Source organism: Lysobacter terrestris (assembly GCF_014489475.1).
GTDB classification, from domain to species: Bacteria; Pseudomonadota; Gammaproteobacteria; order Xanthomonadales; family Xanthomonadaceae; genus Agrilutibacter; species Agrilutibacter terrestris.
Genome location: NZ_CP060820.1, coordinates 2,966,947 through 2,980,718 on the forward strand (window position 1 = coordinate 2,966,947; position 13,772 = coordinate 2,980,718).

The window sequence follows — 13,772 nt, forward strand, 5'->3', positions numbered from 1 at the left end:
GTGCATGGGCCGCTCCAAGGAACCGCTGTATCGCCGCACGAATACCCGCACGCACGGCGTGCACCGCGAGGGTGGCGAGTACCGCCACGATCGCGGCCGTCGTGATCCGCGCGGCGAGGACGTGACGCGCGCGCCGATGCATGCGCTTCGCCATGGGCGCGACTACACGCCGCTGTACCGTTTCCTGCGTTCCCGCGTGGGACGGCCCTGGAACGAGGTACACAGCGAAGCCATCGCGCGACTGGACACGCCCGAGCCGATCTTCACCGCGGTCGCGCTGCCGGCCGACGACGCGCACGCGATGGTGCGCGTGGGCGAATCGACCTACGTCAGCGGCTTGCGGGTCGACGATGCCGGCCTGCTGCAACTGGTGGATCCCACCCTGGATGCGCGCGAACTGGTGCCGTATTGCCGCTGCTGCACGCATACCTTCAATGGCGAGCGCTTCGGCGGCGTGTTCGAAGGCGATGCCTAGCCTGCACGACGCCATCGGGCTGCCACCGCGTTAGCGCAGTTACGGCAGGCTCGGCATCACTCCTCGGCCGGCAGCGCCGGATCGAAGCCGAGCAGGTCGCCGGGCTGGCACTCCAGCACCGCGCATATCGCCTCGAGCGTGGAAAAGCGGATCGCCTTCGCCTTGCCGGTCTTGAGGATCGACAGGTTGGCGAGGGTGATGTCCACGCGCGTGGCGAGTTCAGTGAGGGTCATGCGACGTGCGTGCAGCAGCTCGTCGAGGCGGATCACGATGCGCGCCATGTCACACCGTCCCTTCGAGGTCCGCGCGCATGCGGGCGCCTTGCGCGAACACGCCGGACAGCACGAACAGCAGCAGCACCGCGAACCACGAGGCGATCGAGAAGCCATCGATGTGGCCCGCCTCCCAGACGGCCGCCGCAATGCCAGCGACGATCAGGCGCAGCACTTCCAGCGCGAGCACGCTCCAGGCGATCGCTTCGAGGCGGCGCGCGTTGTCGAGGTTGAACGGGTCGCCGCTGCGCACGGTGTCGACGATCTGCAGCAGGCGACGCAGGATCGTGTGCACGATCGCGGCACCGGCGACGCCGATGATGACGATCGCGCGCAGTCCGTTCGGCAGTTGCGGGTGCTTCGAGGCGAACTCGCCGAGCGGGTTCTGCGGCCACCCGTCGATGAAGAAGCTCGCGCCGAGCAGCACGAGGATGCCGATGGCGTAGAGGACATTGAGGACCGTCAGGCCGAGGATGACCGGGCGAGCGACGGCGAGGGCGTTGGCGGACGACTGGTTCATGGCGGGCCTCCCTATGTATCGTTGAGCGATAATGTACGTATCGTAAAACAATAAAAATAGGCCGAAAGGCACCCCGGTCCGGGATTCCGACCGGCGGTCCCGGGAAGCGTCCGGCCTAAGCCGTGCCGCCGGATTCGGCGCCGCGTCGGCCATTGCGCCGTGCCGGCTAGGGCCGCCCTGATCCGCCCGCTGCGGGCGCTACCGCCGTCTGGGCTTGTGCCCCGGGCAGGCCTCAAGTCGCCGCGGAATCCGGCTTCGCCTTCTTGCGCCGGGTCCACCACGCCCACAGCGGGACGAGCAGGGTGCTCCAGGCCCACTTGCCGTGTTCCTCGAGCCAGCCGCCGATGCGCTGGCCGGCGGTGACCTGCACCTCGATGGGGTGGTCGAAGGTGCGCAGGGTCTTGGCCACGCTCTGCCCATCCATGCGCACGAACGCGTCCACGGTGAGGGTGAGCCGGTGACGGCCGGCCGTTTCCGGCGTCACCTCCCATTCCCACGTGGTCACGCCGCTGCCCACCGCCTGCTGCGTGGCGGTGATCGGCACGATGCGGAAGCCATCACCGGTAAGGCGCGCCTCCATCAGCTTGCTGATCTTCAGCGGAGCGACCACCTGTTCGCCGGGGGCATCGACCTGCGCCTGCAACGTTGCGGCGGCTTCGTCGGGGCTGACCAGCGCACGCACGCGGATCGTCTCGCTGATGTTGATCGTTTGCGGCGCGTTGAAGGCGATGTTGCCCACGCGCAGGCGATCGAGCAGGGCGTCGACCTCGTCGGTTTCGGCCGGCGCCGCGGCGTCGACCTGTTCCGGCGTGAGGGCCGCTTCCGTCGGGATGGCGATGCGCGGCGTGGTCGTGTTGCTTGCGGGAGATGCGTCGCCTGCAGGGGCGCTGGGCGATGGCGTGGCGTGCGCGCTCGCATCGCGCGTCATCGCGGCGTGCTCCGCCATCGCCGCGCGTTGCGCCAGGGCCCGGGCACGCATTTCCGCTTCGGCTTCCGCCGACGCCCGCGCGCTGCGCGCGGCCTGTTCGTGCGCGGCTGCCCGCGCGCGCGCTTCGGCCATCGCGCGAGCCTCGTCTTCGGGCGGCGGGGGCGGAGGCGGAGGCGGAGGCGGAGGCGGAGGCGGAGGCGGAGGCGGAGGCGGAGGCGGAGGCGGAGGCGGCGGAGGAGGCGGCGGTGCCGCCGTGGCGACCGGCGGCATCGCCCCGGCATCGCCGCGCGTGGAATGCACGCAGGCAGCCAGCGCAAGCAGGATGAATACGAAGGCCAGGCGCTGCCAGGGCCCAAGGTGCCCCGACGGCAGCAGGCTGCGCGATGTCGCCATGATCCGATCCCCCCAAGGATGCGGCGAGGATAACCGCACACGGCGCGCTACGCGGGATCGGGCGGCCGTCGTGGGTAAAGTGAATGCGGCAATGGCGCGGTTTCGCGCGGATCTGGCCGGCCGTCGCGACCGATCGCGTTGATACGCGCGTGATGGCCCGCGCGTGGTCGCGTGTCTGTGCCCCGGCAACGCGTCGCGCAATCCACGTTTCGCCGCCGCCATCACGGCTTCCGCGCCCCGCGCGCGACCTTGCCCGAGGTCCTCCGATGCTGCCTGTCCACCGTTTGCTGACCCTGTCCTGCGCCGCCGTGCTGGCGCTTTCTGCCTGCCGCAACGCCAGCCCCGTGGCCGATGCCACGCCCGCACCGGCGGTATCGCCGCCGCAGATGGCGATGGTCGGCGCGCACCTGCTGGAAGGACTCGGCGACTACCACTTTCCCGTCACCAGCAAGAATCCCGAGGTGCAGCGCTGGTTCGACCAGGGCCTGATGCTGACCTTCGGTTTCAACCACGACGCGGCCGAGCGTTCTTTCCTCAAGGCCACCGAGCTCGATCCCGAATGCGCCATGTGCTGGTGGGGCGCGTCGCTGGTGTTGGGCCCGCACGTGAATGCGGCGATGGACCCGGGCGACAACGCCGATGCGTGGACGCGCCTGCAACGCGCGCGGGCCCTGGCACCGCAGGCGAGCGAGCGCGAGCGCGCCTTCATCCAGGCGTTGTCGGCGCGCTACGCCGAGCATCCGCCCGCCAACCGCCGCGCGCTCGACGAAGCCTACGCCGAGTCCACGCGCCAGCTCGTGCAGCAGCGTCCGGACGACCTCGATGCCGCGGTGTTCCACGCCGAGGCGCTGATGGACCTGCAGCCGTGGGACTACTACGACGAGAAGCAGCAGCCCAAGGGCGGCACGGCCGAAGTCGTGTCGACGCTGGAATCGGTGATGGCGCGCAATCCCGACCACGCCGGCGCGCTGCACCTGTACGTGCACGCGGTGGAAGCCTCGTCCGCCCCGCAACGTGGCGCCGCCGCGGCCGACCACCTGCGCACGCTGATTCCCGGTTCGGGCCATCTCGTGCACATGCCCGCGCACATCTACGCGCGCGTCGGCCGCTGGCACGACGCCGTGCTCGCCAACCAGCGCGCGATCGAAGCGGACGATGCCTATCTCGCATTGTGCCGCGGCAACACGCAGGGCGTATATCCGCTCGGCTACGTGCCGCATAACCACCATTTCCTGTGGTTCGCCTCGAGCATGGAAGGCAGCAGCGCGATCGCGCACGCGGCCGCACGCACCACGTCCGAACGCACCAACCTGCAGGAACTGATGCGCAAGGAAGGGTTCGCCGGGCTGCAGCATTACTGGATGACACCGTGGTTCGAGCGTGTGCGCTTCGGCCGCTGGGACGAGATCGCGAAGGAACCCAATCCGGCGCCGGACCTGCCTTACGTCACCGCCATCTGGCACTACGCCCAGGGCATGGCCGCGGTGCGGCAGAAGCGCCTCGACGACGCGCGCAAGCACCTGGATGCCCTGCGCCCGCTCGCCGCCGATCCGCTCATGGACAAGCTGATGGTGTGGGATCGCTATCCGTTGGCGCATTCGGCGCGCATCGCCGAGCGCATGGTCACCGCGGAACTCGCGGCGGCGAATGGCGAACACGATGCGGCGATCAAAGCGCTGCAGGAAGCGGTGGCGATCGAGGACCGCATTCCCTACGACGAACCGCCGGGCTGGCACGCGCCGGTGCGGCACACGCTCGGTGCGGTGCTGCTCGATGCAGGACGCCCGGCTGAGGCCGAGCGCGTCTATCGCGAGGAATTGCGGCGCAATCCGGGCAACGGCTGGTCGCTGTTCGGCCTGGCGCAGAGCCTGCGCATGCAGAAGAAGACGGCCGAGGCCGCGCGGGTGCAGCGCGATTTCGCGGCGGCCTGGCGCAATGCCGACGTGAAACTCAGTGCTTCGCGGATGTAGATGACGGCAGCGGCGGATGCGCCGCGAGGTGATGGAGCAACAAGATGTCGCGGCCCGGGACCGAAGCCCGGGCCGCGCGGGTATTCAGCGGCGCACCGCCAGCACGCCGTCCAGCGCCAGCTGCGCCTTGAAGCCGGACTTCTCCAGCCGCCGGGCGACTTCGCGCGGTACGTCGCGGCTGCTGGTGAGCTTGTTCGGGCTGCCGGTGTAGTGGAACAGGCGTCCGCCCTTGCGCAGCACGCGCGCCAACTGGTCGTAGAAGGCCTGCGAATACAGTTCGCCGGCGATGCCGAAGCGCGGCGGGTCGTGCAGTAGCGCATCGACCGATGCGTCACCGACCTGCGCGATCGCCTGCGACACGTCGGCATGTGCGAGCTGCAGCCGGCCACCCGCTGCGGGTGCGTCGGGATCGGGCGACCACGGATTGAGCGTGCGCAACCACAGCACGTTGGGATTCTTCTCGAAGGACTGGATGCGCGCCACGCCCGCATCGAGGCAGCACGCCGCGAAGTAGCCCAGCCCGCCGCAGGTATCGAGCACGACCTTGCCGCGTGGCTCGACCAGTGCGACCTTGCGGCGCGCGTCGTCGATCGGCGATTCCTTCGATGTCGGCAGCATCTTGATGCCGTCGATCTCGAAGGTCGGCGCGCCCCATTCGGTCGGCACCAGCTTGATCAGCGAGCCGGCGTAGCGCGATACCGCGGCGAACTCCTCGCCATCCCAGTGGTAGATGGTGCGGTCCTTCAGCCGCTCCGGATACGGATAGCACTGGTCGCGCCATTGCCAGTCGCCTGCCGACAGCGCGGCTTCGCCGTTCGAGCGTCCCAGGTCGAGCGAGCCGGTCCAGGCCGTGGCCCCGGCGTCGCGCGCGGCGATCAGGGCCTCGGCGAGCGGGGCGGTGAGCAGGGGGCCGGAGTAGTGCACGGCGTGGGCTTGGGAAAAGGGCGGTCAGTATATTTCCGGCGCGGCATCCAATGCGGCCCATTGCGTCGCGCCACCCCGGCGATGCGGGGCAGCGCTCAAAGTACGGTGAAGCTGGCGGTCACCGCCGTTGCATTCACGCCGCCCAAGGCCCAGCGCGCCGTCACGGTGTACGCGCCCAGCGCGCTCTTCGCGTTGGGAATCTTGTAGCTGGTGCGGGCGTAGCCATCGCTGCCGCTGGTGGCGGTGAGCGTCGTGCTGCCAGCGCCGGGGCGGGCGAGGGTGAAGGTGACGACGACACCGGGGACCGGCACGCCGTTGTTCCGCAACAGCGCGGCGATCTGCACCGTGTCGCGACGCGCGTACGTGGTGCGATCGGTGCCCAGCGTGGTCTGCAGGTTTATCGCTGGCGGCGCGACGCTGTACGTCGTCGACGCGTTGACGGCGTGCACGGCACCGACACTGCTGCTGGTGCCGACGCTGACGGTGTAGTTGCCGGCGGCGGCGGTGGTGGTCGAGGTGACGCGCAACGTGGTGCTGCCGGTGGCGCCCGGTGCGAGGCCCAGGCTGGTTGCAGCCAGGGTGCCCGTCCAGCCGGCGGGCACGGCGCGGGCCAGGGCGAAACTCGTCGTCGCGCAGGCGGCGCTGTCGTTGTTCACCACGCTGGCCGTGTAATCGACCGCCGTGCCGGCGGCCACGGCGGTGGTCGGGCCGCTGAGGCCCAGTGTCGGCGCGGCGCGCGTGCATACCGGTGGAGGCGCTTCGACGGCGTAGATCGTGGTCGCGTTGACCGTGTGCACCGCGCCCGCACTGCTGCCCACGCCGGCGCCGATCGTGTAACTGCCCGCAGTGGCATTGGTGGCCGAGGTCACGCGCAGCGTGGTGCTGCCGTTCGCGCCGGGCGCCAGGTTGAGGCTGGCGGCGGTCAGCGTTCCGGTCCATCCGGCGGGCACCGATCCGGCCAGGCTGAAGCCGCTGGTCGCGCAGGTGCTGCTGTCGTTGTTGGCGAGGGCGACGGTGTAGTCGACGGCGGTGCCCGCGGGGACGGGAGTGCCAGGCCCGGTTACGCTCAATGTCGGTGCGGCACGTGTGCACGGCGGTGGCGGCGTGTCGACGGTGTAGGTCGCGCTGGCGTTGGCGGTGTGCACGGCCCCGGCGCTGCTGCCGACGCCGACGCCGATCGCATAGCCGCCCGGCGCTGCACTGGTGTCGGAGGCAACGGTGAGCGTGGTGCTGCCGCTGGCGCCGGGGGCGAGCGCCAGGCTCGATGCGGCCAAGGTGCCGCTCCATCCGGCCGGCACGGACCTGGCGAGGCTGAAGGTCGTGGAAGCGCAGCTGCCGCTGTCGTTGTTGGCGAGCGTGACGGTGTAATCGACGGCCGTGCCGGCATTGAGCGGAGTAGTTGGCCCGACCACGGCGAGCGTTGGCGCCACCCGCGTGCACGGTGGCGGTGGCGTGTCGACGGAGTACGTCGCACTGGCGCTGGCGGTGTGCGTCGTGCCAACGCTGCTGCCGGCGCCGACGCCGATCGCATAACCGCCCGGCGCCGCGCGGGCGTCGGAGGTGACCGTGAGCGTGGTGCTGCCACTGGCGCCGGGCGCGAGCGCCAGGCTGGAGATGGCCAGGCTGGCGCTCCAGCCGCTGGGAACGGAGCCGGAAAGACTGAAGTTCGTGCTGGCGCAGGAAGCGCTGTCGTTGTTGGTGAGATCGAGCGTGTAATCGATCGGGCTGCCTGCGGTGACCGCGGTCGTCGGCCCATTCAGCGCCAGTGTCGGCGTTGCGCGCGTGCACGCCGGCGCAGGCGTCTCGACGCGATAGGTCGTGTTGGCGCTGGCGGTGTGCACGGCGCCGGCGTTGCTGCCGGCGCCCACGCCGATGCCGTAGCCGCCCGGCGTGGCGGTGGCGGGCGAGGCGACGGCGAGCGTGGTGCTGTCGCTGGCGCCGGGCGCGAGGGTGAGGATGGTGGTCGCGAGCGTGCCGCTCCAACCTGCGGGTACCGAATCGGCGAGGCTGAAGTCCGTGCTCGCACATGCGCTGCTGTCGTTGTTCGCCAGGCCGACGGTGTATTCCACTCTGGTGCCGGCCGGGACCTCCGCGGTCGGGCCGGTGAGGCTCATGATTGGTGTGTTACGCGTGCACACCGGCACCAGCGGCGCGACCGTGTAGCTGGCGGATGCGCTGCTCGTCGCATGCACGGCACCGGCGCTGCTGCCGGTATTGACGCCTACCGCGTACGCACCGGCCGTGGCATTGGCGGGCGAAGTGACGGTGAACGTGGTGCTGTCCTCCGCGCCCGGGGCGAGGGTCAGCGTGGCCGCAGCGAATGCACCGCTCCAGCCTGCCGGCAGCAGGCCGGCCAGGTTGAACTGCGTGGCGGCGCACGCGGCGCTGTCGTGGTTACCGAGGCTGAGCGTGTAGTCCTGCGCGGTGCCCGCGGGCACCGCTTCGCTCGATCCGCTCAGCAACACGGCGGGCGCCGCGCGTGCGCAGGCCGTGCCGACCGGCAACTCATACGCGCCGATATCGCTCGCGGGCCCAGCGGGACGCGGGCGCAGCAGGAAATCTCTATTGACCTCGGCCAGCGGCGCGACCCGGTCGGCGACCGGCGAGTCGGTCAGCGGTTCGGCATCGAAGGTCGCCAGCGTCATGTTCGCCAGGCGCGGATCCACCCCACACAGGCTGTCGCCTGGACAGGCGTTGCCGTAGACATTCCAGACGAGGTTGCCGGCATGCGTGACGAGCGCGGGCGAATTGCCCGCCTGCACGCGACTGAGGTTGCTCGGGCCCAGGAACCAGGGAAAGCCGGTGAGCACGTTGTTCTGGACCAGCAGGCGGCCGCTGGCATCGCCCTCGGTCGCGCCGACCAGGCTCCAGCCTTCGCCGGTGATGGTGTTGTGGCGCACGACCACGTTGTCGTCGGACGTAAACACCAGCAGCAACGTCGTGCCATCGGCGCGGCACTGGTCGGCCGCGACCATGTAGAACAGTCCGCTGAAATAACCGCAGTTGCCGATCAGCACCGAGTTCTCGATCAGCGCATTGCCTTTCACCTTCACCTGGTTGCCGGCGTTGCCCACGGCATGGATGCGCCGCAGCGTCGCCTGCGTGGTGCTGGCGCCGTCGAGGAAGCGCAGGTCCAGGCCGTCCTGGGTGTTGTGGTGGAAGTAGCTGTCCTCGATGAGCCACTCTCCGCCGGTGGTGATCGTGCCGAGCCCGTCGCCATAGCCGCCGGTCTGCGCGCCCCAGCAGGCCCAGGTTTCGCCGGTCTGCCAGCGTTCGCCGCAGCCGTTCCATCCGACCTCCACGTTGCGCAGGATGATGCGGCCCGCGTTCGAGCTGCCGGTGCCGATGTTCGCGTCCCAGCCGGCGCGCCCGTTGTGGTGCAGGCGCACGCGTTCGATGGTCCAGTCGGTGAGTCCGCCCGCCCACAGGCCGGTGTGTCCGAGGCCGTGGATGTCGAGGTCGTGCAGCCAGACGTTGCTCGACGCGCGCGCGTACACGCCGTGCTTGCCCCAGGTGCCGCTGCCGACCGCCGGGCATTTCACCGCGGCATTGGAGTGGCTGTAGACGCAGTCGTCCTGATCGGTGATTTCCAAGTGGCCGATCTCGACATTCGAACTGCCGTCGAGGCTGAGCATGCGGGTGACGCCGAGCGTGCCCCAGAGCTTCGGCGGAGCGCTTGCCTCGCCGAGGATGCGCGTGGGCGCGCCGACGCTGCCGCTCGGGATCGAGGCCGGCGAACAGGTGGCCGGCAGGCAACTGCCGGCACCCGGCGCGCCCTGGCCGATCATGTAACTGCCGCTGCCGATCCGCAGCGTGTCGCCGCCGGCGATGCGCCGCGTGCCGTCGGGTGCGAGCGCCTGGAAGATGTGGTTCCAGGCGCAGGCCTGTGCGGTGCCGCTGCCGGGGTAGGGTGCATTGCTGCGGCCCGTGCACTGGCTGGCGTCGCCGCCATCCACGCGGACGTAGTAGGTTTCGGCGCGCACCGCCAGCACTGGCACGATGCCCAATGACGTCACCGCCAGCGCGAACAGCAACATGCGCACGCATCGCGGCATGCGTGGGTGAGTGGCATTGGATGCTGCGAGTTGCACGCGGGGCATGGCGCGCTCCGATGGCGCGATCCCTCGTTCGCACTCCAAACAGCGGCGGCAATGATGGAGTCGCTACGCGATGGTGAACATTCCCCAAGGGGGTGGTCCTTCGCGCACCAAGGTTTCATGCATTGCGAAAATGCAATTCAGCGAATACGGATGGCGTATACGGAATTTCCGTCGCGGAATTACACGAAGCGCTCAGCTACCCATCGCTTGTGCTGTCGGCCATCCGTGCGGACGGCGCGGCGACCATCTTCATCACACGAGCATCGACGACGCCAGTCAGATCCGCCGCACGCGGAACTTGCGTCCCTTGATCTTGCCGGCCTGCAGGCGCGCCAGCGCCTTGTCGGCCTGCGTGCGCTGGATCGCCACGTAGCTGCGCGTCGGGAATACGTCGATCTTGCCGATCGCCTCCATGGACAGGCCGGCGTCGCCGGTCAGGGCGCCGACGATGTCGCCCGGACGCAGTTTGTCGGTGCGTCCCGCATCGATGCGCAGGGTGACGGTGGCGGCCTGCGGTGCGATGCGCGCGCGCAACGCGGCGAGGGGCGCACGCTGCCAGCGCAGCGGCGCGCCCAGTTGCGTCGCCAGCACGTCGGTGCGGGGGGCTTCGCGCGGCGTGCACAGGGTCAGCGCCAGGCCGCTGCGGCCGGCGCGTCCGGTGCGGCCGATGCGGTGCACGTAGGCGGCGGGGTCGGTCGGCAGGTCGTAATTGATCACCGCGCCCAGGTCATGGATGTCGAGCCCGCGCGCGGCGACGTCGCTGGCCACCAGCACGTTGCAGCTGCGGTTGGCGAAACGGACCAGCACTTCGTCGCGGTCGCGCTGTTCCATCTCGCCGTGCAGGGCCAGCGCGGAGAAGCCGAGGTGTTCCAGCGACGACACCACCTGTTCGGTGTCGCGGCGCATGTTGCAGAACACCACGGTGGATTCCGGGTTGTGCTCCATCAGCAGGCCGGCCAGCGCCGCCGGCTTCTGCGCCTGCTCGACTTCGAAGAACAACTGCTCGATCGTCGCCTGCTGCGGTCCGTCGACCGTGACTTCCACCGGATCGCGCAGGAACCTGCCCGTGATCGCGCGGATTTCTTCCGGATAGGTCGCCGAGAACAGCAGCGTCTGCCGCTTCGCGGGCGTCTTGCCGACGATCTCGCGGATCGGCTCCTCGAAGCCCATGTCCAGCATGCGGTCGGCTTCGTCCAGCACGAGCACGCGGATGCCGCGCAGGTCGAGGCTGTTCTTGCGCAGCAGCTCCTGCACGCGGCCGGGGGTGCCGACGACCACGTGCGGCGCGTGCTGCGCCAACGACGCCAGTTGCGGCGCCAGCGCCATGCCGCCGGTCAACGTCGACAGCTTGAGGTTGGGAATGCCGGTGGCCAGCTTGCGGATGTGCTTGGCGACTTGGTCGGCGAGTTCACGCGTCGGGCACAGCACCAATGCCTGCAGGCGGATCTGCGCCGGGTCGAGCGCATGCAGCAGCGCCAGTCCGAACGCGGCGGTCTTGCCGCTCCCGGTCGGGGCCTGCGCGATGAGGTCGCGCCCTTCCAGCAGCGCCGGCAGGCTCTGCGCCTGCACCGGCGTCATCTGCACGTGGCCCAGCGCGTCCAGGCCGAGGAACAGGGCCGGGTCGAGGGGGAGGTCGGTGAATTCCTGGGGGGTGTCGGCCATGCGCCATGATACGGGAGCGGGCCCCGGCCGCCGCGCGGCAAGCACATGCGGCCCCGATCACGGTGACGCGTTCCGTCACTTTCTGGCTCGCCTGCGTCGCGTCGAAGGCGCCCGCGTATCTGCGCGCGAGTAGACGCCATGCGCTGTGTCGCACTTCGCGCAAGTGCCTGCACGACGCGAATGGCGCGATGGCAAGATGATCCTCCACGAACTATCGGAATGGATCGAATGTCGCTGACCCCGGAGCAGGCCCGCGAATACATGCACAAGCTGTTGGCGTCGATGGTGAAAGCCGGCGGTTCCGACCTGTTCGTCGCGCACGACTTCCCGCCCAGCATGAAGTCGAACGGGCAGATGACGCCGATGACCGAGCAGAAGCTCTCCGGCGCCATCACCGCCAAGCTGGCCGATGCGCTGATGAACGACAAGCAGCGGGCGGAATTCGCACAAGAGATGGAGTGCAACTTCGCGATCGTCGTGCCGGGCGTCTCGCGCTTCCGCGTCAACGTGTTCGTGCAGCAGGGCCAGGTGGGCATGGTGGTGCGCACCATCGCCGCGGAGATTCCCAACTTCGAGAAGCTGCGCCTGCCGCCGATCCTCAAGGAAGTGGTGATGCAGAAGCGCGGTCTGGTGCTGGTCGTCGGCGGCACGGGCTCGGGCAAGTCGACCTCATTGGCGGCGATGATCGACCACCGCAACCGCACCTCGGCCGGCCACATCATCACCGTCGAGGACCCGGTCGAATACGCGCACGTGTCGCAGAAGTCGCTGGTCACCCACCGCGAAGTGGGCGTGGATACCCACTCCTGGCACCACGCGCTGAAGAACACCCTGCGCCAGGCGCCCGACGTGATCCTGGTCGGCGAGATCCGCGACGCGGAAACGATGGAGCACGCGATCTCCTTCGCCGAAACCGGTCACCTGTGCCTGTCGACGCTGCACGCCAACAGCGCGTCGCAGACGATGGAGCGCATCATCAACTTCTTCCCGGAGGAGCGTCGCACGCAACTCCTGATGGACCTGTCGGCGAACCTGCGCGCCATCGTCTCCCAGCGCCTGATCCGCACCGAGGACGGCAAGGGCCGCGTGGCCGCGATCGAGATCCTGATCAACACGCCGACGATCGCCGAGAAGATCTTCAAGGGCGAGTTCAACGAGCTCAAGGGCATCATGAACAAATCGCGCGAGCTGGGCATGCGCACGTTCGACTGGGCGCTGTTCGAGCTCTACAACGAGGGCCTGATCTCCTACGACGAGGCCATCCGCAACGCCGACTCCGCCAACGAGCTGCGCCTGAACATCAAGCTCAAGAGCAACCGCGGCGAACCGACCGCGGGTTCCGGGGCGGCGCTGTCGTTGCACGAGGAACCCAGCGCCGACGAGACCGAGGCCCTGCGGCAGGAGGAGTTGCGCAAGCAGCAGGAGAAGCGCGAGCTGCTCGAGCTGGAACGGTTGAAGGCGAGCCGCCAGGCGGTGGCGTAAGGTCAACCCGTTCGCGCGCGTGCGGGACGCGCGCGTTGCGTGGAGTTGCCGAGTCTGCTGCCGGTGGTTGCGTGCCGCGGTGATAAAGTGTGGCGCTTCCAACCCATGCGCAGAGCGTCGCGATGACCATCCCCGCCTTCTATCCCATCGGCACTCCCGGACAGCCCTGGGGCGACGCGGAGCGGGCGCAGTGGCTGTCCCGCCAGGTCGTCCATCGCAGCTATGAGGCGGACGTCGTGCGCGCGATCGAGGGACTGGGTGCCCGCTTCGATGTCGTGGAGTACGGTCGCCTCGACTACGGCAGCGACAGCTATCCGCTGCTGACGCTGCGTAGCCGCGACTGGCGCGACGAGCTGCCGGTGGCGTTGGTGACCGGCGGCGTGCATGGGTACGAAACCAGTGGTGTGCACGGCGCGTTGCGTTTCCTCGAACGCAACGCCGCCGCCTATGCCGGCCGCGCCAACCTGCTGGTTGCGCCCTGCGTGAGCCCGTGGGCCTACGAGCGCATCCACCGCTGGAACATCAACGCCATCGATCCCAATCGTTCCTTCCGCGACAACAGTCCGGCGGAGGAGTCGGCGGCGCTCATGCGCCTGGTGGCGCCCATCGACAACCGCGTGCTCGTGCACATCGACCTGCACGAGACCACGGACAGCGACGAAAGCGAGTTCCGCCCGGCGCTGGCCGCGCGCGATGGCAAGCCATTCGAACCCGGTGGCATTCCCGACGGCTTCTACGTGGTCGATGACAGCGCCGCCCCGCAGCCCGAATTCCAGCAGGCGGTGATCGCCGCGGTGGCCGAAGTCACCCACATCGCCCCTGCGGACGGGAACGGCGAAATCATCGGTTCACCGGTGGTGGCCCCAGGCGTCATCAACTACCCGCTGCGGCAATTGGGCCTCTGTGCCGGCATCACCGATGCCCGCTACAAGACCACCACCGAGGTCTATCCCGACAGCCCGCGTGCCACGCCCGAGCAGTGCAACCAGGCGCAGGCGGTGGCGGTGTGCGCGGCGATCGATTACGCGCTGGCGCATTGATGCAAA

9 protein-coding genes and 1 pseudogene are annotated in these 13,772 nt (G+C 69.3%); 4 read left to right on the forward strand and 6 right to left on the reverse strand.

Features of this window, described 5'->3' with window-relative positions; translation table 11 throughout:
• The first annotated feature begins 4 nt into the window (after positions 1-4).
• The gene (locus H8B22_RS13900) at positions 5-475 is read left to right on the forward strand and encodes a hypothetical protein (RefSeq protein WP_187711980.1); all 471 of its coding nucleotides are present in this window, start codon (positions 5-7) and stop codon (positions 473-475) included.
• A gap of 56 nt (positions 476-531) precedes the next feature.
• Here H8B22_RS13900 and H8B22_RS13905 read toward each other — a convergent pair whose 3' ends face one another.
• From H8B22_RS13905 to H8B22_RS13915, 3 genes are all read right to left on the reverse strand, one after another.
• Positions 532-756, reverse strand: coding sequence for a helix-turn-helix domain-containing protein (locus H8B22_RS13905; RefSeq protein ID WP_187711981.1), 225 nt, complete (start codon positions 754-756; stop codon positions 532-534).
• Between the two features lies 1 nt (position 757).
• Entirely contained in the window at positions 758-1,267 is a 510-nt protein-coding gene (locus H8B22_RS13910) for a DUF2975 domain-containing protein (protein ID WP_187711982.1), read from the reverse strand.
• Positions 1,268-1,499: 232 nt separating this feature from the next.
• On the reverse strand, positions 1,500-2,327 hold the full coding sequence (locus H8B22_RS13915) for a hypothetical protein (protein ID WP_187711983.1): 828 nt from the start codon (positions 2,325-2,327) through the stop codon (positions 1,500-1,502).
• A gap of 527 nt (positions 2,328-2,854) precedes the next feature.
• Here H8B22_RS13915 and H8B22_RS13920 point away from each other — a divergent pair.
• The gene (locus tag H8B22_RS13920; RefSeq protein WP_187711984.1) at positions 2,855-4,558 is read left to right on the forward strand and encodes a tetratricopeptide repeat protein; all 1,704 of its coding nucleotides are present in this window, start codon (positions 2,855-2,857) and stop codon (positions 4,556-4,558) included.
• Positions 4,559-4,642: 84 nt separating this feature from the next.
• Here the strand turns inward: H8B22_RS13920 and H8B22_RS13925 are convergent, their stop codons facing one another.
• The 3 genes from H8B22_RS13925 to dbpA all read right to left on the reverse strand — a co-directional run bounded on the left by H8B22_RS13925 (position 4,643) and on the right by dbpA (position 11,244).
• A complete protein-coding gene (locus H8B22_RS13925) occupies positions 4,643-5,482 on the reverse strand; it encodes a class I SAM-dependent methyltransferase (protein WP_187711985.1) in 840 nt (279 codons plus the stop codon).
• Between the two features lie 95 nt (positions 5,483-5,577).
• Positions 5,578-9,519, reverse strand: coding sequence for an NEW3 domain-containing protein (locus tag H8B22_RS13930; RefSeq protein WP_187711986.1), 3,942 nt, complete (start codon positions 9,517-9,519; stop codon positions 5,578-5,580).
• Positions 9,520-9,858: 339 nt separating this feature from the next.
• Complete coding sequence (gene dbpA / locus H8B22_RS13935) at positions 9,859-11,244, reverse strand: ATP-dependent RNA helicase DbpA (RefSeq protein WP_187711987.1); 1,386 nt, start codon at positions 11,242-11,244, stop codon at positions 9,859-9,861.
• Positions 11,245-11,472: 228 nt separating this feature from the next.
• Here dbpA and H8B22_RS13940 point away from each other — a divergent pair.
• Positions 11,473-12,588: pseudogene (locus H8B22_RS13940) on the forward strand (PilT/PilU family type 4a pilus ATPase); the annotation flags it as partial.
• 260 nt (positions 12,589-12,848) lie between these two features.
• Entirely contained in the window at positions 12,849-13,766 is a 918-nt protein-coding gene (locus H8B22_RS13945) for a M14 family metallopeptidase (protein ID WP_187711989.1), read from the forward strand.
• Positions 13,767-13,772: the final 6 nt, after the last annotated feature.